A 19,460-nucleotide genomic window follows, 5' to 3' on the forward strand; every position below is an offset into this window, starting at 1 on the left:
GACTCACTTTTACGTGGGACGAAACCGCAACAGGCTGGACTAAAACAGCCTCTGTTGAAGCCATTTGTGCCCATGAAACCTGGGCAAACAGGGTAATACTTAATGCTACCGATAAGATAACTTTTGATATATGCATGTATTCTCCTTTGCTAGATATGCTCTAGAATATTATTATACCAGTTCTGTTCTTTTTTACACAATATATTATATATTAATGCATAGAGAGCGGAATGATGCTCATTTTTTAACCATACACGGAACATAGTGCAGTCAACAAAAAGGTATCATCACGTTCTTAAATTAAAAAGGAGCGTGATGGACAGCATACAGACTATACTTGAATCGAAACGGCTGACCATACATTTTCAACCGATTCTTTCTGTTCGCGGAAGGACATTTTTCGGTGTAGAAGCATTGGTGCGGGGTATCGCTTCAGATGGTTCCGTATTATCACCGTTATGGCTCTTTGAACAGGCATCTGAATATGGGTTAAGCGCTGAACTTGACAGACTTGCACGTCATCTTGCTATTGAATCGTTTTATCCTCTATGGCAGATCAACAAGAGGCTCATTTTATTTGTCAACTTTGAATCAAAACTGATCGATACCTTCGAGTCGGGGCATTATCTCTTCGACGGTCTGCTCAACCGTTACGGAATCCCTTTTAGCAACATTGTCCTGGAGATTAAGGAAGATGAAGTTAAAGATACCGCCAAACTTCAAGACTTCTGTACCCATTACCGGGGGCTTGGCTTCAACATTGCTTTGGATGACTTCGGTATCGGACGTTCCAGTTTCGACCGTCTCGCTGCTGTCCGCCCGGACATTATCAAAATCGACCGATCGTTGATCGCGGACATCGATACCCAATACATCCATCAGGAGATCGTGCGGGCCATTTGCCGGATGAGTACCAATATCGGAGCAATGGCACTGGCAGAAGGGGTGGAGAGGCTCGAAGAGGCTAGTTATTCGCAGCATCTGGGTGCAACACTGATCCAGGGATTTTGGATCGCTAAACCATCACAGAGTCCGGTTTGCGAAAACTTCAGATACAAAATGGACCGACTCAAATCCTCCTCAGACAACTTGCAATCAGAGCTCTATACCTATGATAAGAGTCTGCGCATTCAGGCCGAATCGCTATTCGAACAATTTTCTGAATGTCTCACGTCTGCGGAAGATCTTTTAAACTGGGAAGAAAAAGTAAAGCCGATCGCCGTATCCGAGAGCAATATAGAAGCCTTATACATTATCGACTCATCCGCAAGACAGGTGGGCCCTACCCTCCTTCTGAGACAAACACGCTCATTTTTTGAGCCGATGAGGGATGGATGTGATCACTCCCGCAAAGAGTACTATTCACGTACGATCGATTCGATGAACAGCTCTCATCTGACAGACAACTACGTCTCATTGGCTACTGGTAATCTGTGCTGTACCTATGCGCGTAAAATAGAGCTTGAAGAAAATACTTACGTATTCTGTATCGATTTCATACGCTAAATCAGGAACCAGCCCGTTTGCTTCTCTTGGTACGGGTGAAATAAAACATTTCCATCCCCTTGCTTTCGCTATAATAAATAATCTATAGAACAGTAAGTTTTTCCTCACAAGTTTAGATGCTTTCTACTAAAATATTTATAGAATTTTTTTATACAAAGTACTTATTGACACCAATTGCATTCAAAGGTTGAAATCGAATGAATCCACTAACCCAAGCCGAACAATTGCACAATTTGCTTAAAACAAGTAAGTTTGCGATCCTCACAAGTTTGTTGTTGGGATTTGTATTTCTTTTTGGTGCGCGGAATACATCCGATCAGAAGCTCATTATTATTTGGTTTGCCGTACTGCTTCTGGTGTCATTCATACGCATAATGATGATAACTGTATATCAGCGCTCTGCCGATACAAATTTATCTGTCAGTACACGTCTGAGAAATATACGGATCGCGACTATTATGTCCGGCATCGTATGGGGCTCAATCAGTATTTTATTGTTTTCGACCAACGATATGGATCATCTCTTTTTTTTAATTTTTATTTTGTCCGGACTAACAGCTGGCAATACGGTTTCCAATGCATCCGATCTTCCCAGCAGTATCGGTTTTTCTTTTTCGGCATTGTCACCCATAACCGTTTATTTATTTCTGGATGAAAACACTCTATCTACATATATCGGTATAGCATTTATTCTCTATTTTGTCTTTCTTGTCATCGTCGGAAGATTCATTAATACAATTATTCTCAAGAGCAGCATTATGCAGCACAAAGCTGAAGTAAGTGCAAAAGAGGCGCAAACCAGTGAGGAACGCTATCGTCTTATTCTTCAATATTCGCCGGCAGGAATTGTTCATTACAACAAAGAGCTCGTGATTACCTACTGCAACAACCGTTTTGCAGAAGTTATGAAAGCGCCTATAGAGAAGCTTATCGGACTTGATATAAAGACATTAAAGGATCAAAGATTAATACCGTCACTAAGAAATGCCATTGAAGGGAAAGAAGGGGTGTATGTGGGAGAATACCACTCGACACTTAGCAACATTCAACTCTGGATAATAATGTCCTATGTGCCTCTTCGTGATGCTGAGGGTATGATTGAGGGCGGAATTGCGATCATCGAAGATATTACCGAGCGAAAAACGGCTGAAGAAGAAACCCAAAAATTATTAGACAACCTTAGACAAGCCGAAAAAATTGCCCAAATCGGCAATTGGCATCTTGACCTGCCTAGTAAAAGACTAGATTGGTCTGATGAGATTTTTCATATTTTTGAACTGGATAAAGAGAGCTTTGAACCTTCGTATGAGGCTTTTATCAATATGATACACCCTGATGAGCGTAAGCAGGTCGCAGAAGCCTATGAAAATTCGCTCATTACAAAAGAAAAATACGAAATAACCCATAGATTGCTGATGAAAGACGGAAGAATCAAATATGTCAGTGAGCAGTGTGATACGAAATTTGATCCGAACGGAAAACCGATTTGTTCCTTAGGGACGGTTCAGGATATTACGGAGGCGATACAGTCCAAGATGCGCTTGGAAGAAAGTGAAAATACGCTTCGATTTCTCTTGAAAATGAGCCCGATTGCTGTCAGAATAGCAAAAAAAGGCGGCACGGAAGTTGTATTTGCCAACGAAGCGTATTCCCGTCTGATTCAAACAGATATATCTGCCGTTTTAGGCAATAATCCGAAAAATTATTATGCCCATAATGAAGAATACGACACGATTGTTGCTCAAATCAATAATCAAGAAGCAATCTATGACCGACTGGTAGAACTCTCTATCAATAATCAAACTGTCTGGGTTTTGGCCTCTTATATGCCAATAGAGTTTGAAGGGGAATCTTGTGTACTCGGATGGTTCTATAATATTACCAAAGAAAAAAATCTCCAGAAAGAATTAGAAGAACAAAGAGATGAATTTCAAACCATTTTTAATACCTCAAAAGACGGCATCGCCATCTTGGATAAAGAATCTAATTTCCTGGATTTTAACGATGCTTATCTGGAAATGACCGGATTTACACGTGAGGAACTTCTAAAATTGAATTGCATATCTTTAAGTGCTCCAGAGGACATTGCCCGATCAACGGAAGTGATGAAAAGCATTTTTGAACTAGGTTTTATTAAAGGTTTTGAACAAATATACATAGTGAAAGACGGAAAACAAATTTATATCAATATGACGGCCTCCCTCTTTCCTGACAAAGAGCGTGTCCTGATCAGCACCAAAGATATCAGCGTGATGAAAGAACACGCGCGGCAACTCGAGTATTTAGCCCATTATGATGCATTGACAGGCCTTCCGAATCGTATTTTAGAATCGGATCGCCTCCACCAAGGGATGATTCAAACCTTGCGACGGGGAGAACGATTAGCTGTGCTCTATCTTGACTTGGATGGGTTTAAACACGTCAATGATACTTACGGGCACCCTGTCGGAGACCAATTGCTTATAGCTCTTTCGACCCGGATGAAGCATGCCCTACGCGAGGGGGATACCCTCTGCCGATTGGGCGGGGATGAATTTGTCGCGATTCTCGTAGATTTGCATGAGTCGTCAGATGCAATGCCGATTATCAATAGGCTTCTTGAAGCAGCCGGCCAACCCATACAGCTTAATAGATTAAGTGTCCAAGTTTCTGCGAGTATCGGCGTTACTTTTTACCCGCAGAAAGATGAAGTGGACGGGGATCAGCTAATCCGGCAGGCCGATCAAGCAATGTATGAAGCTAAGCAATCAGGTAAAAACCGATATCATATTTTTGGTTCTAAAGAGAATGAAACTATGTCCTAATTTATAGTTTGCTCAGCGTTATGCGTCAGTATCCAATCCTTTAGAAAAATTTCAAATTGATCGGCAGGCATGGGTTTACCCAACAAATATCCCTGTATTTCATCACACCCCTCCTGACGTAAAAATTCAAACTCTTCCTGTGTCTCAACCCCCTCCGCGATAGTCGTCAGATTGAGTGCCCTCGCCATGGCAATAATCGCCTTCACCAGAGTGCTATCGCTTCCGTAAGCCGTGATATTTTTAACAAAAGACTGATCAATTTTCAGTTTATTGATAGGAAAAAGTTTTAAATAACTCAACGACGAATATCCTGTACCGAAATCATCCAGAGAAAGCTGGATTCCTGCTGTCTTAAAGTCGGTCAATATTTTTAGCACTTTAGCCGTTTCTTCTAATAATATACTTTCGGTCAATTCAAGCTCAATCGTGTTCAAATTAATGCCTGTTTCTTGAAAGATATCCATTGTTTTTTTAAAAAAGTTCTCTTCTTTAAATTGTCGTGAGGAGAGATTAATCGCCATGGTTAAGTGGTCTATTCCCTGTGTGTTCCAGCGTTTGAGCTGTTGAGCGGCACTGCGGAGGACCCACTCTCCGATAGGGACAATCATCCCCGTTTTTTCTGCGATATGGATAAACTCTGCCGGTGCAAGTATCCCTTTTGTCGGATGATTCCATCGTATCAATGCTTCCGATCCTGTGATCACACCCGTTGCTATGTTCATCTGCGGCTGATAGTACAGAACGAACTCATCATTTTTAAGGGCATCGATCAACCCGTTTTGAACCGTTAATTGGCTTTGAATATAATCCGTCATTTCTAGCTTGTAGCGCCGGTATTTGTTCCGTCCCGATTCTTTAGCCGCATACATTGCGGCATCGGCATTGCGAAATAGCATTTCCGAATTGGTCGCATCAAGGGGATAAAAATTGTACCCGAGGCTCATAGTAATATGGAGGGTATGTTCTAAAATTTCAAACGGAGGTACAAAATGATCATACACATGTTGCAGAATGCCCTCTATCTCTTCCGCTCGCTTGAGGTCAGGAATGAGAATTGCGAATTCGTCCCCCCCGAAACGGGAAACGGTATCGCTTTTTCTGAAGCTTGCTTTGAGTCGAGATGCTACCGCTTGCAAAAGCATATCTCCGACTCCATGCCCTAGTGTATCATTGACAGTTTTAAAGAAATCGATATCGATAAAAACAATACTGACTATAGTATGATTTCTATCTGCCCGACGACTGTCATTCTCTAAGCGATCTTTAAACAGCGCACGATTCGGTAACCCTGTCAGTTCATCGTAATATGCCAAATATTGCAGTTTTTGTTCAAATTGTTTTTTCTCCGTCACGTCTTCCGCGACCGATGCAACGCCGATCACACTGCCATTTTCATCGATTAGAGGGGAATTGTACCATTCGCACAGGATTATCATTCCCTCTTTTGTCTGATTCTCATTGGTGCTGCGATTGCCACCATTTGCGAATAACAGATCGGACCAAATTTTTGATGTCTGCTCAATTACATGGGAGGGGAGAATAAGATCTGCGGCTCTATGGCCAAGTGCCTCTTCCTTGGTATAGCCAAAGATTTTCTCAGCTGCCGGGTTCCAAGCCACAACCCTAAAGTCTGTATCCCATTCGATAACGGCAAATGGAACCTGATTAAAATGGGATACCAGTCTTTCTGTTATTATTTTCAGGGCAGATTCTGCATCTTTTTTGTCGGTGATATCGGTAAAATAACCGTGATATGAGAGCGGATGTTGATGATTCTTCGACAATATAAAGGCTTCAAGCCATCGATAAGTGCCATTCGAATGAAGCAGACGAAATTCCAAATCGATTTGAGTGCCAACATGTTTGCCAATTGTATCAAGTACTTGGAGTAATTTTGTACGATCATCAGGATGAACGATCTCAATAAATGCAATTTTTTGCATCAGAAATATATCAGTGTTGTAGCCCAAATGCAACGTCATGTTGGGTGAAACATAGAGAATTTTAAAATTATCTCGCAATAATGTCCACTTCATAACAAAAGAAGGTCCTCCGACGAACAGACCGACTTCCTCTTCTAGCTTTCTGTTAATATCGAGAATTTTCGTCGTCATAAAATAGAAATAGATCACTAAAACAGAAAAAAGAAATACAATGATTATCCCGGAAAAGCGCTCATGATGGATTTCCTGCAGCCAACCGGCGGCATCGGCATCGCCGCAAAAATAGATAGGAAACTTCCCATTTAAAGTGAGTTCGATCGGGATTACAGCCGTATTCCATGTTCCCCATCGATCAGTATATGGGCCATAGATAAATGGTTTATTCTGCTGAAGTTTTTTGACAAAATCCGGCTCAATTTCTGTGTAGGTCTGTCCTGCCGGAGAATAATCCGGAGAATCCACCGGTTCGGAATCGATCATAAAATAGACCTTCCCGTCACGGAGTGTCATTAGATATAGGAAACGGGATTTTATTTTAATAGTCATCAAAAACTTTTTGAGTTCTTCATAATCCGGCTTTCCGATATCCGATTCGGTTGCTGTTAAATGCTTCAATTTTTCCTGGTCAACACTTTTCGCTGCAACGGTAATTCGTGTCAATAAATTCTCACTAAGAAGCTTTTCACGGTGTTTACCCAAATAATCGATAAATACCCATCCTAATGAAAGTATGATAACCAGAACAAAAAGAGGCAACAATGCTTTTCGTAATGGAACATAGTAAATTTTGTCGCTGTTTACCCCAAAAATTAAATAAAATATCCATAGTAGCCCGAAAATAAGAATATTAAGAAATGAACCAATGAATTGAAAAAGAAAAATACTCATGTCCGGATTAACCGTATTTATAGATAGCATATTGGATTTAAAGACAACAATTATGTTGGCGATTGCATACAACCAAATCATAACACCAATGATTTTGAAGTGTTTTTCCGATGATTTGATTGAAACTTTCCAAAGGGCTATGAACCCCAACATAATTGATGTAGCGGTGATCGTGTGATAGATCATAATCTCTATGGGCGCGAAGTTTAGCCAAGCCAATAAAGCGAATACAATGGACATGCTCGTATAGGTAAGAAAGGATGAATATACAACGATGCGGCGCCAAAATTCCAAAAGGGCTATCATTGATATCGTTAAGACTAAAGAGGCAGCAAAATCAACATTTATCTGTTGCAAAAAAATTATCCCAAAGAGTGATACCCATGGATAAATGCCGTGTATAAATCCGAATAATGAGAGCCAAAGCCAAGGAATATTTGATGATTTACGCAAGTGCAGCAAGTAAGAGAAAAAGCCAATAAGGATAAAAGATAATCCATAGATAAAAAAAATGTAATCTAAATTATTTTCTAAAATTTTAAATATTTCTGTATTGTTAAACAATTAATTATTTCCTTTTTTTAAATGAAATATATATCAATTAAATTATAACAAAAACTTGTATTTTATACTTATGTTTTAAGAAAGTTCATATGGAGGTATATTATATTGGATAATCGTTGACGCAATATAGTCACAGTCAAAAAATAAAAGCACTTAAACTCCTATATAAGAGAAAAAATATACTATGCATTGTAGACATATAATTTTTTTACTAAAAGTGTCCCCTTCTTAGATCAATTTTTTATTGAATTGTTCCTTCTTTTGAATAAACCAGTTAAAATAGCTATTTAGCCTTGATCCTGTTATGATTTAAACATCATAGTAAAAACAATCATATCCATATGAGGAGAAACAATGATTTACGACTTTTGGAAAGACTATGACGAGTTGCTTTCGTATGAACAGGCATCCTTGCTCGATTACAGGCTCGATAGCATTGCCATCAAACTCAATATCTTCTTCCAAAGACTGATAATCGAACATATCGAGAAACGGGAAATCCATTTTTATTTGGCAGGCTCATGTATCAAGGCGGATACATTCAGGGATCTTGATATGTTCTTTCCCTCAAAAGAGGATCAGGAACTCATCAACAATGCGATGAACAAGGACTATTTCGAATACGAGAACAACTCTTATACCTACAAATACAAAAACGACATTTACCAGCTCGTCTATCGGGAGAGGTTTAAAGATGCGACACTGGAAGAACTGGTTGAGGGCTTCGATTTTGATTCGACGAAAATTGCTTTTGAGTGCCATTACGACACGCTGAAAAGGCTCTTTACCATTGTCCGGTGCGACATGAGAATCGAATTTGTCAACTATATCAATACCCGTGTCAACCGTTTGTCCAAAGTCAGCCTTAACCCGTTTGTATCTCTCCAGCGGGCAATCTACTTTTTAAAACGCGGAGATGATGTCCCCTATGAAGTGTTTTTGCAGATTTGCGCGAAAATCGCATCGTTGCCTATAGACGAAGAAAACGACATGTCGTTCTATTTTAAAAATCTTCAGGGCAATCCGAATAAGCTCGTCAATATAAAAAGTGCGATTGAGCATTATGTTGAGGAGCAGAAGAAGTAGGTACAACGTATACTGAATTACTAAATAACCCTATTCCAGGGCTAAAGTCGACTAGTGTGACAGAGATACTATGCATTAATTGGCATATTTTGTCACACTGCTATTATTCTTTACGAATAAAGATAATTTACATAAAGTCGTATTGCACGAGATTCATATTTCTTTTTGATTAGATACAATCCCAAACGATAAAATAAACCAACTAAAAATAAAAATCCAATTATCAAATATCCCATTGCATCTATCAATAATACACTTGATATGATCAAATTAATCATAACTGATAAAATTGCAATACCAATAGCTTTTGTTTCATCAACATATCGAGATGTTTCTTTTCCTTTTGCAGTCATCTGATAGATTAAATAGTCAGTAAACAGCCAATTATCCTTATCGTCTTCAATATTTTTATCTTTTTTAAGTTGCTTTTTTATTTCTGCTCTTAGTATTGTTAGTTCTTTTCCATTGGAGTAATTTTCTTTTATAAAATTATCAAAAATAGCTTGTTGAAACATACTAAGAAAGTAGCTCAACCCAATAAAAAGTATACCATATACATAAACTTTTAGATTTGCATCTATCGGTAAATAAATATTACTTACAATGTTTTCATCATACAGTTTTCCGAAACACATATATAATGCAATATATACAAATACAAAAGTAGCTGACGGTAAAATAGCACGTTTAATAAATCCCTCAAACTTTTCAACAATTAATTTAACAACTTCCGACATAACTCTCCTTAAATACATTAATTCCAAACCGACGGATATCATCTAGCCAATCATCTGCCTCTTTTTTCGTACATTCAAAATGTTCAACTGCAACTCGTCGAAGTGTCTCATACTCATTTTGGATTGAAGTGACAAAAATAGCAGGATCATCACTATTGATTGTCACAGATGCCATCCCCTGACGCAATCCATATTTATTAAACTGTGCACCTTTTTCCATAAAACTTTGTTTCGGAGGATAAAACCTAAAAATTGGATGCTTACTATACGTAGAGAGAGCAGAAACAAAAATATTGGATGAAGGGTTTGTCTCAAAAATAATTCCTGCTTTGGCGTATTTATCGATCAAATAATCCTGAAGCATCTCATATATTTCTAATACATCTTTGTCTATTTCTTGTTTTTCAATTTTTTTTACTTCTTTTGATTTGTCACGAACACGTTTACAAGTATGATACCTTTGATAAATATCTCGTGCAACTTCATTATCCATTCTGTCACATACAAATTTAGAATACTCATCATAATGTTTTTTATTAACACTATCAAGATAAACCAATGGGCAATTCTTACGATACTCCCATGCACAATACATATCTGAAACGCTCTCAGTATGAGCCCCATAAATCTCTCGAAACTCTGCTAATGCCAAATCTTGAATCTTTAAAATATAGCGTGTTAGATACGAGTTTTCGGCTTTAATCTCTTTGAGTATACCGCTTAACCATACAAGATTGTCTAAATATTCTCCCCGAGTTACGAATATCACTTGTTGAGAAGCAAACCAATCACTCGGATTAATTCCCAGACTCAGTGCATGCCCTATACGGTCTTCTTTTCCCATGCCAAAATATTCTATACATTCAGCTACAGAACGCATACCACTGATTATATGGTTAAAATCTTCACCTGCATGTGCAGTAATAATCAGACGAGGATGGTGCATCACTGTATTATGCAGTGCAATGGCATTACGGATACTTTTTGGTTGTGCACGTAGATAGCGGAAAAAAGGGGCAAAAACTTCAGGAGGGGTATGGGTCTCTTTACCAACAGCATCAATTGCAATTACTAACGAAGAAAGATCTATTTTTTCACCTTGAAGTTTGCATTTTTCGACAAATGCTTTTTTAGGATCATGCTTTAATAATAGTCTAAATTTATCTGTATTTTTATAGACTGCATTTCGTAAAAAATCGTCAAGTCCATTAGCTTCCATCCGCAATGATTTTCGCTTATCAATAAAATCCACCTGCATCATTTCCATAAGTGAAAATAATTTCTTCTTCTTTTCTCTTGCTTTGATCGTGGATAATCCAAAATTGTAATTAAAATTTATTTCTTTGTTAGTTGCTTTTGCTGTTTGAAAAATATGATAAATATGTTCTACCGAATCAGCAATCTGTTTGCTCTTTGTTTGAATTCCCATCTTGGCATGAAGATAATTTGTACCGCTATTAATAATACCCGATGCAATATTTTGACCATTACGTTTATCAGCTTGACGGATGTCTGCACCACTAAATTCACTAAAATGTGCCAAACCTATATTCTGAGACATCACCATATAAGAACGTAAAATATTGATTGCTTGCAAGTAAAGTTTTATATATAAGCGGAGATTAGGGTTATTTATTGTCAAAAATGTATAAAACAAAAGAATACTCTCTACCAAATTAGCTTTATCATAATTTCGTTTTTTATATAAATCAGTAACGAGCGAGAGAAGTTCACCCTGGATGTTTCTTGGAAAGAAGTTAAATACTTTATTCGTTTTAATCAACTGACTTAAAGATGTATCAAAATGGACAAATCCTTCACGATTGATTGACACAATCTTTTGAAGCTTTCGTACTGCATTCTTATCATTATGATCAACTATCGTACTATAGACAACATCAATACTAAGTTTGGCAATATCGATTACCTGACCGATTGAATATGTACCGTTGTTTAGATAGCTAAATTCATTAATTCTTGGCTGTTCTCTTAAATATGTATCAGAATAATATTTCTTGTCTGTTTTTCGATTCATTAATCGCATTAGATTAAATGATGAATATCCTGCACCCTTGAGATGCAAATGGTTATCAGCATATTCGGTGTTTTTACGTACTTTGAATCCCAATGGAGTAGCCATTTCTATAAACGCATAGATGTCTCGCATAGCAATATGTTCATCTCGTAAAAGAACAGCAAGTTTATACCCAATCAGATGATAAGGGGATATCTTAGTAATAAGGGCGATATACTCTTCCAGATGCTCATCTTTAGGATATATCTTGCTCCCATCAATCACTAGCAGTCGGTCAAACAGAGGCTCTAAATAATCAAACGAATAATCAATTTTTGTATCTTTAATCATCTCTTGACGAAGCGACAGCTCAATCTCATCTAGGCGGTACGTATTGGGATAAAAGTCCCTTATACCATCTATCAAAGGCTTAAATTCATTCTCACGGAAGCTATCACCTTTACACTTGAGAAGTCTTTGGATAAGGGTATGGAATACCTTATCACTGCGCAGTAGTACAATATGAGGGATATAATCAAGAGTATTTTTCAGCATCAATTAACGTCGTTTATGACTTTTGAAAACATCTAAACATTTTTGTATTTTAGCTGATTCAGGATGATTAGTTGCCCATTTATCTAAATCATCAAAATCCCAATCTTTTGGATAAACTCCATGTGAACTATTCCAAGTATTTAATATATCATCTAAATTTTCATCATCTAATCTATTCGCTAATATTTCAAACATATCAAATACAAGTAACCAACTCGAACTTAATACATTTGTTTTAAAAGATTCTATCAGGGCTGGATTCAATTTTTCATTTTTCAAAATCTGAATTTCATATAGGTTAATATACGGTAAATCTAACGCTGGATCTAAATCAATTGCTTTTTTATATGATTTAATAGCTTCTTCTATTTTACCAACATTTTTGTATGCAACACCAAGATTATTATAAGCGATACCTATTTCTGGATTTAATTCAATTCCTTTTTCATAAGCTAAAACAGCTTTTTTATTTTCATCGAGTGCAGCATATGCATATCCCAAATTCATATAATAACGACCATTTTTAGGATTTATCTCAATTGCTTTAAGATATGACTCTATTGCTTGAGGATACTCTTCTTTAGCAATATACACACGACCAAGTTGATAATTAAAATCATCATCATGTGGATTCAATTCAATTGCTTTAATCAAAGCCTCTATCGCTTGATCTAAATCCCCATTATGATAATAAGCAATACCCATATGTGCATATGCATCTGAATATTTTGGGTTGCTTTGAGTCGCTTTTTCATAATATTTAATAGCTGAATCATGTTTGCCACGAAGAACTAATTCGTTTGCTTTTTTAAAATAAAATAATGCTTTTTCAAAACCTAATCTGTATTTTTCACTCAAATCAAATAATTTTTGTTGAATCTCCCGTATATATTTTGTTTCATCATCTGAATCTTTTTTCACATTTAAAATGCTTAAGGTTTCTTTTGCAAAAGAAAGAAAGGTTCGTAAACTAAATTCTTCAAATACTTTATCTTGAACATCGTCATTAGTTGCTTTACGTAGTCTTGATTCATAACGCAGTAAAGACATTTCATTTTTACAATCTTTTAATTTAACTTTTCTCTTTGTGGTTGGTTTTAAATCTTTTAAAGATTTAAGATGAACTCTCGATTTTTGCTCAAACAATTTACCTAAATAATCTACACTTATTTTACGACTTAATTCACTTTTATTAATACTGTCAATATTATTATCTTCTTGCTCATCTTCCTTTATATTATTATCCTTCAAATATGGATCAAGCCGTCGATTAGTCAATGTCAACTTATCCGCAAACTTTTTTTGAATAATCATCTCATACAATTGTATATCTCCAGTAATAATCGGAATAATATAGGGAGAATTTAGATATTTACGCACTACTTCAAGGACTTCATACCCCTTGTCAAATGCCATATCGATATCATCAATTGCTAAAACCAATTGTTTTTTCTTTAATAACATGCACACCAATCCAAAAAATTCATGTAGATTTTGTTCCAGTTTAAGACTCGATTGATCCTGAGAAATGATCTCAAAAGCACTTCGTTTACATCCGTCCATACCACAAATTCCATCGATCGAATCGGCAACAGCAGAGAGTTTTTTATAAAACTGTTTTTTATCGTCCTCCCCAACTTTATCATCACACTCTTTTAACTCAATCTCATTAAGAATTTTAGCAAGTATAATCGTCAAAAAGTTTTCGCTATCATGTAAAAGTGTCGGATCAATTGTTTTAAAAAAATAAAGCCCATCCAATATTTTTTTTTCTTTATCATCACTTCCAAAATATTCAAGATACTTTTTGATATTTAGAACAAAAAAAGTTTTTCCAGTACCTCGTCCACCATTAATCATTATCGTATTTCGCGTACGACAATCATAAATATTTTTAAGTTTGGATTGATCATTTATTTTCTCGCGTCGTTCTACAAGTAATTCAATTACTTCTTTATATGCTTCTTGTTGTAGGCCAAGCAATTTAGTATTTTCCACTATTTGGGTATCTGTATGATCTAAATCTAAAACAATATCCAGGCTGTTACTTTTATCCACTTATTATCTCCATTTATCAATATTTAACATATTCATGTAATTACAAAATTTATAGATTATACATTAGTACTATTAATTTATACTAGTTTGATAGTTATCATTTTTAAAAATATTTTGTTTTAATTATTTAAGTTACTGCTTAACAAATAAAAGTATAAAAATATGATCAGAATATAATTCAGGGATCAAGCTTTTTTGATTGGTTATGTAAAAAAAGATTTGTATAGAACCGACTAGAAAATTGTAAATCGAAGGTAGGTACAACGTAAGCCGGGTTCTGGATGAAGTGATAATTAATCTAATACTCTGATCGCTCAGAGTCTTTAGCGAAACAATAGCGATGTAGGACGCTAACCATCTGTTTCTTGCTGCGCGGTTGGGTTTACATAGCTCTCATAGTTGCCTATAAGACTGGTGGGCTCTTACCCCGCCGTTTCACCCTCACCTCTTGCGAGGCGGTCTACTCTCTGTTGCACTATCCCTCATGTTACCATGGCCATCAGTTAGATGGAACCGTGTCCTACGGCAGCCCGGACTTTACCTCTTGGGATTACTAGTTCCAAGCTATCACCTGTTGTACCTGAGGAATTATAAAGTATATTAGATTAGAAAGGGGTATTTTGCACGTTAAAGCTTGCGATTCTTTTCCAATAACTCAAAAAACTCGTCTTCAGGGACAGGTTTTGAAAAATAATATCATATAGGTTCTGATGCAAGCAATAGAAAGAGAAATATATACGGCTCAATGCCGTATATATGGAAGATTGATACTTTTAAAACTAGTCAGCGAGACGGTAAATAAGCTTCCCCGCCAGTTCCATATAAATACTTTTTTTATGCAACTCAATTTCATCGCCATTTTCATAAAAATAATTCTTAATAATTTTATCAAGCATCTCTTCACCATGAATTTTCATAAGCATTTTTTCCATGACAGCGAGACGCATAATGACGTCATCAAATTCAAATTGTACTAAATCATCACTGATTTGTTTGGAAATATCCCAATATTTCGACTGAGGCGTACCTCCGAAAATATCATCTGCATCCTCAAATAAAGCATCAAACTTATTCATTTTTATTCCTTGTGATCATTTACGAAAGAGTATCAAATTGAACATTAATAATTAGAGCAACATTGGTACTAGAATGGTTCTATAAAGAAGAAACTTGAAGAAAAAAGAGAAGAATACTTTTCCGCAGAAGCGGAAAAAGTATTAGGCTTTTTTAGCCATAGCCTCTAGTGCGTATTTTTTACCAAGATCATAAGCTTTGTTATTAACATCATGAACTTTTGCCGGTACTTTTGAGAGCATTACACTACGAAGCAATTCATCATCCAATGCTTTCATGTAGGTATTCGCAATCGCAAGTGCGACAACAGACTGAGTAATAACGTTTCCGATTTCATCTTTAGCAATCGTGATAATAGGAATTTCAACAATGTTCCAGCGTTTGCGATCCTCATCAGTCGGGTGAACCAAGTTTGGCTCAACAACGATCGTTCCGCCCTCGGATACCCCGCCCTTGAACGAGTTGTAGCTCACTTGTGCAACAGAAAGCATGAAGTCAATCTCACCATCGTTAGCGTAAGGATAAAAAATCTCATCGTCATCGAGAGTAATATCTACAACCGTTGGTCCGCCACGAACCTGTGACGTATAAGTAGCCGTTTTAAGACCATGTCCGCCTGCTTTGATTTTTGCGGCAGCAAAAATCTCACCTGCAAGAAGAACACCCTGTCCGCCAACACCTGTAAATCTCATTAAAGTTCTAGCCATAGGTATTCTCCTTAAATTTTCTTAGCGAAATCGTCTTGGGAAATCACTTTACGTTTACCTTGATGGAACCCAATTACATCTTGATAGTACATATCAGAATATTCACGAGCTGTTTCATCGTGTTTCAAAACACCCGTAGGGAATTTATTTAATTGCTCCTCTGGAGACAACGCTTCCCATTTTTTCAACGGAATAGTAATACTGTCGATCCATTCCAAGTTTTCCATAGCCGATGCCATTTTGTTTTTACGGCCAAGGTTAATATGACAGTTAGACAAAATATCAAAGAATGCAAATCCTCTGTGCTGGAACCCTTTAACCAATACTTTTTCAAGTTTTTTCGGATCAAGCATTGTTTCACGCGCAACAAATGAAGCACCCGCAGCAATAGCAACATTACAACAGTCGAAAGTCGGGTCAATGTTACCTGCTTTCTGTGTCACAGTCCACATACCCTGAGGTGTTGTAGGACTTGTTTGAGAATTGGTCAAACCATAAATGAAGTTATTGATAACAATCATTTTGATATTGATATTTCTGCGACAACCGTGAATCGTGTGATTACCGCCGATTGCCATAGCATCGCCATCACCTGCAACACAAATAATATGTTTATCCGGGTGCATCAATTGGATACCTGTAGCAAACGCAACCGTACGTCCATGAGTTGTATGAACCGTATTAAAATCAACATATGAAGAGAAACGGCCTGAACATCCGATACCTGAAACGACACAAACATCGTCTTGCTTCCATCCGCATACTTCAATCGCACGGATTACAGCTTTTAGGATGACGCCATCACCACATCCCCAACACCAAAGTGTTGGCATTTTTTCAAGTCTTAAATATTGGTCATAATTGAATGCCATTAGAGTATCTCCTTCACTTTATTAACGATTTCATATGGAGAGATTGGTCTTCCATTAACTTTAAACAAACCATGAATATCAAGTCTGCTTGAAACACGTTCAACCTCTTCAGTGTATTGACGAATATTCAATTCGACACAAAGAACATTTTTTACTTTGTCTGTAAAATGTTTGATTCTTTCCGCCGGGCTAGGCCATAGCGTAATCGGTCTGAACAATCCGGCTTTAATGCCTTCTGCGCGCAAGTGACGGATCGACTCTTTCGCAGCAAGGGATACAGAACCGTAAGCGATAATCAAAACATCGTTTTCTTCCAAATCATCACACATGTACTCTTCATTGAGTTCAAGCTCATCGGTATGCATCATGACTTTGTCTTCAAGACGCTGAATGAGTTTACGACATGTCTCAATCTCTTCAGTCGGGAAACCTTTTGCATCGTGGTGAAGTCCTGTGTAATGGTAGCGGTAACCTTCAAACATAGGATTCAAAACTGCCGGCTCATCCGCACCGACACCATAAGGACGATACTCTTCAGGTGCACCTGTAAATTTTTTACGAGGGACAACACCGGCTTGAACGGCTTCTACCGTTGGAATAACGGCTTTACCGTGCATGTGTCCGATTGTTTCGTCAAGAAGAACGAAAACCGGCTGCATGAAACGGTCAGCAAGATTAAATGCACGGACTGTTTCCGTATAACATTCAGCCAAGCTTCCTGCACACAAAGTAATCGAACGATAGTCACCGTGTGAAGGGTTTTTTGCTTGACGCACGTCCCCTTGTGATACACGTGTCGGAAGACCGGTAGACGGACCGCCACGCATAACGTTGACAACAACCAAAGGAACTTCACACATTTGTGCAAGTCCAAGGTTTTCAGCTTTTAAACTGATTCCCGGTCCACTCGTTGCAGTCATTGTACGATGACCCGCCATACCGGCTCCGATTGCAACGGCAACACCGGCAATCTCATCTTCCATTTGAATACAAACACCACCGATTTTAGGTAACAAATCGGATATGGTCTGCATTACTTCACTCGAAGGAGTAATAGGATAACCGCCAAAGAACTTACATCCTGCATCTACAGCAGCGATTGCAGCTAAATCATTTCCCGTAGATATAATATCTCTTGTTGCCATTCATATCTCCTTATGCACTAATTTTCATATAGTTATTCTTCTTGATCGCTTCTTGTCTTTCTTTCGCTTGATCCGAAAGTTTTGAAAATTTGAATTCAGATTTATCCGCTACAAAGATAGCAAAATCAGGACAGTTAAGCTCACAATCATTACAGCCGATGCAAGACTCTGGTGCTACGATTTCAATCATAGCTCCCAATGTCGATGTTGGCTCAAGTCTCATTGATAAAACTCCTGCCGGACACACTGATACACAAATATCACAAGCTTTACATCTTGTTTCATCTACCCACACCGGAGTGTTTTCTGGCGCTTTAATTATTGACATTCCTACTCCTCAACTTTAGATTAACTAATTTATTTTACCGATAGCACACGAAACAAAGCTTTTTGCTTTAAGGACCGTATTTTCTGTAAATCCTCTTTCTTGACCTGTTAGAGGATAACCGAGACTTCTTAATATAACCTTAAACTGTGCTAATTGCGCCTCGTCAGCTATCAAAACTGTAACCTTACGAGGCTCGCACGAAAGGTCAACACTGACCTCTTCAAATCCATTTTCTTTGAGTGCTTTCGTAATCGTATTGGCGCAACCGCCGCAACGAATATTTTCGACTTCAAAGACACTGGTCATTATTTTTTCATTATCTCTGCAAGTGCTTTGCCGATATCTGCAGGAGATACGACGACTTTAACACCCGCAGCTTCCAATGCTGCCATTTTTTCGGCTGCAGTCCCTGCTCCGCCTGAAATAATAGCGCCGGCGTGACCCATACGCTTTCCAGCCGGTGCCGTTTGACCTGCGATAAATGCGACAACCGGTTTGGTGATATGTTCTTTGATATAAGCAGCTGCCTGAATCTCAAGATCACCGCCAATCTCACCGATCATAACGATTGCATGTGTTTCCGGATCCGCTTCGAACATCGGCAGCAATTGTTTGTAGCTAAGACCGATGATCGGGTCTCCGCCGATACCGACTGCCGTTGTAATTCCGAAACCTTCTTTAACGACCTGATTCGCAGACTCATACGTCAACGTTCCCGATTTAGAGATCAGACCGACATTCCCTTTTTTGAAAATGAAGCCCGGCATAATTCCGATTTTGCACTCTTCCGCCGTGATAATACCAGGACAGTTCGGCCCGATGGTCATCATGTCTTTTTTGACGGCATAAGCTTTTGCAAACATCATGTCTTTGACCGGGGCACCTTCGGTAATGATAACCGCAAGAGTAATACCCGCATCCGCAGCTTCCATAACGGCATCCGAAACGAAAGCCGGTGGAACGAAAATCATAGAAACCGTTGCACCTGTAGCGGCGACAGCCTCGGAAACGGTATTAAATACCGGTTGGCCCAAGTGCTCTTGACCGCCTTTGCCTGGAGTTACACCGCCTACAATTTTGGTACCGTATGCTAAACATTGTTCAGCATGGAATGTACCTTCTTTACCTGTAAAACCTTGTACGATTACTTTTGTATCTTTGTTGACCAAAATAGACATT

14 protein-coding genes and 1 other RNA gene are annotated in these 19,460 nt (G+C 37.9%); 3 read left to right on the forward strand and 12 right to left on the reverse strand.

Annotated elements, in window-relative coordinates; genetic code table 11:
* Window positions 1–315: 315 nt before the first annotated feature.
* Both WAO38_RS04280 and WAO38_RS04285 read left to right on the forward strand, forming a co-directional pair.
* Complete coding sequence (locus WAO38_RS04280; protein WP_422234677.1) at window positions 316–1,506, forward strand: EAL domain-containing protein; 1,191 nt, start codon at window positions 316–318, stop codon at window positions 1,504–1,506.
* Between the two features lie 374 nt (window positions 1,507–1,880).
* On the forward strand, window positions 1,881–4,310 hold the full coding sequence (locus WAO38_RS04285) for a diguanylate cyclase domain-containing protein (RefSeq protein ID WP_422234678.1): 2,430 nt from the start codon (window positions 1,881–1,883) through the stop codon (window positions 4,308–4,310).
* Here the strand turns inward: WAO38_RS04285 and WAO38_RS04290 are convergent.
* Window positions 4,307–7,009, reverse strand: coding sequence for a bifunctional diguanylate cyclase/phosphodiesterase (locus WAO38_RS04290; RefSeq protein WP_422234680.1), 2,703 nt, complete (start codon window positions 7,007–7,009; stop codon window positions 4,307–4,309). The genes WAO38_RS04285 and WAO38_RS04290 overlap by 4 nt on opposite strands.
* A gap of 1,050 nt (window positions 7,010–8,059) precedes the next feature.
* Between WAO38_RS04290 and WAO38_RS04295 the strand changes: the two genes are divergently transcribed.
* Window positions 8,060–8,791 carry a hypothetical protein gene (locus tag WAO38_RS04295; protein ID WP_422234682.1) on the forward strand — a complete coding sequence of 244 codons (732 nt, stop codon included), beginning with the start codon at window positions 8,060–8,062 and terminating at the stop codon, window positions 8,789–8,791.
* 110 nt (window positions 8,792–8,901) lie between these two features.
* Here the strand turns inward: WAO38_RS04295 and WAO38_RS04300 are convergent, their stop codons facing one another.
* From WAO38_RS04300 to sucD, 11 genes are all read right to left on the reverse strand, one after another.
* Complete coding sequence (locus tag WAO38_RS04300; RefSeq protein ID WP_422234684.1) at window positions 8,902–9,528, reverse strand: hypothetical protein; 627 nt, start codon at window positions 9,526–9,528, stop codon at window positions 8,902–8,904.
* Window positions 9,512–12,097, reverse strand: a complete 2,586-nt coding sequence (locus tag WAO38_RS04305; protein WP_422234685.1) for a hypothetical protein — start codon at window positions 12,095–12,097, stop codon at window positions 9,512–9,514. The genes WAO38_RS04300 and WAO38_RS04305 overlap by 17 nt, the downstream gene beginning before the upstream one ends.
* Window positions 12,098–12,100: 3 nt before the next feature.
* Window positions 12,101–14,155, reverse strand: a complete 2,055-nt coding sequence (locus WAO38_RS04310; protein WP_422234687.1) for a tetratricopeptide repeat protein — start codon at window positions 14,153–14,155, stop codon at window positions 12,101–12,103.
* A 251-nt stretch (window positions 14,156–14,406) separates the two neighbouring features.
* Window positions 14,407–14,738, reverse strand: an RNA gene (gene rnpB / locus WAO38_RS04315) — RNase P RNA component class A.
* Window positions 14,739–14,934: 196 nt separating this feature from the next.
* Window positions 14,935–15,231, reverse strand: a complete 297-nt coding sequence (locus tag WAO38_RS04320) for a DUF2018 family protein (protein WP_422234689.1) — start codon at window positions 15,229–15,231, stop codon at window positions 14,935–14,937.
* A 141-nt stretch (window positions 15,232–15,372) separates the two neighbouring features.
* The gene (locus WAO38_RS04325) at window positions 15,373–15,936 is read right to left on the reverse strand and encodes a 2-oxoacid:acceptor oxidoreductase family protein (protein ID WP_422234691.1); all 564 of its coding nucleotides are present in this window, start codon (window positions 15,934–15,936) and stop codon (window positions 15,373–15,375) included.
* A gap of 11 nt (window positions 15,937–15,947) precedes the next feature.
* Window positions 15,948–16,808, reverse strand: a complete 861-nt coding sequence (locus WAO38_RS04330; RefSeq protein ID WP_422234693.1) for a 2-oxoglutarate ferredoxin oxidoreductase subunit beta — start codon at window positions 16,806–16,808, stop codon at window positions 15,948–15,950.
* Window positions 16,808–17,953, reverse strand: coding sequence for a 2-oxoglutarate synthase subunit alpha (locus WAO38_RS04335; protein WP_422234695.1), 1,146 nt, complete (start codon window positions 17,951–17,953; stop codon window positions 16,808–16,810). Before WAO38_RS04335 ends, WAO38_RS04330 begins: the two co-directional genes overlap by 1 nt.
* A 10-nt stretch (window positions 17,954–17,963) precedes the next feature.
* Window positions 17,964–18,281, reverse strand: coding sequence for a 4Fe-4S dicluster domain-containing protein (locus WAO38_RS04340; RefSeq protein ID WP_422234697.1), 318 nt, complete (start codon window positions 18,279–18,281; stop codon window positions 17,964–17,966).
* 24 nt (window positions 18,282–18,305) lie between these two features.
* Window positions 18,306–18,587: a heavy-metal-associated domain-containing protein gene (locus WAO38_RS04345; protein ID WP_422234699.1), complete on the reverse strand. Its 282-nt coding sequence runs from the start codon at window positions 18,585–18,587 to the stop codon at window positions 18,306–18,308.
* Complete coding sequence (gene sucD / locus WAO38_RS04350) at window positions 18,587–19,459, reverse strand: succinate--CoA ligase subunit alpha (RefSeq protein ID WP_422234700.1); 873 nt, start codon at window positions 19,457–19,459, stop codon at window positions 18,587–18,589. The genes WAO38_RS04345 and sucD overlap by 1 nt, the downstream gene beginning before the upstream one ends.
* Window position 19,460 lies beyond the last annotated feature (1 nt).

It is taken from the genome of Sulfuricurvum sp. (assembly GCF_049277495.1).
In the GTDB taxonomy this organism is placed as follows: domain Bacteria; phylum Campylobacterota; class Campylobacteria; order Campylobacterales; family Sulfurimonadaceae; genus Sulfuricurvum.

Coding starts and splice junctions, on each gene's coding strand:
- WAO38_RS04280 (WP_422234677.1), top strand. CDS start 316: ATGGACAGCATACAGACTATACTTGAATCGAAACGGCTGACCATACAT.
- WAO38_RS04285 (WP_422234678.1), top strand. CDS start 1,881: ATGATGATAACTGTATATCAGCGCTCTGCCGATACAAATTTATCTGTC.
- WAO38_RS04295 (WP_422234682.1), top strand. CDS start 8,060: ATGATTTACGACTTTTGGAAAGACTATGACGAGTTGCTTTCGTATGAA.
- WAO38_RS04300 (WP_422234684.1), bottom strand. CDS start 9,528: ATGTCGGAAGTTGTTAAATTAATTGTTGAAAAGTTTGAGGGATTTATT.
- WAO38_RS04305 (WP_422234685.1), bottom strand. CDS start 12,097: ATGCTGAAAAATACTCTTGATTATATCCCTCATATTGTACTACTGCGC.
- WAO38_RS04320 (WP_422234689.1), bottom strand. CDS start 15,231: ATGAATAAGTTTGATGCTTTATTTGAGGATGCAGATGATATTTTCGGA.
- WAO38_RS04325 (WP_422234691.1), bottom strand. CDS start 15,936: ATGGCTAGAACTTTAATGAGATTTACAGGTGTTGGCGGACAGGGTGTT.
- WAO38_RS04330 (WP_422234693.1), bottom strand. CDS start 16,808: ATGGCATTCAATTATGACCAATATTTAAGACTTGAAAAAATGCCAACA.
- WAO38_RS04335 (WP_422234695.1), bottom strand. CDS start 17,953: ATGGCAACAAGAGATATTATATCTACGGGAAATGATTTAGCTGCAATC.
- WAO38_RS04340 (WP_422234697.1), bottom strand. CDS start 18,281: ATGTCAATAATTAAAGCGCCAGAAAACACTCCGGTGTGGGTAGATGAA.
- WAO38_RS04345 (WP_422234699.1), bottom strand. CDS start 18,587: ATGACCAGTGTCTTTGAAGTCGAAAATATTCGTTGCGGCGGTTGCGCC.
- sucD (WP_422234700.1), bottom strand. CDS start 19,459: ATGTCTATTTTGGTCAACAAAGATACAAAAGTAATCGTACAAGGTTTT.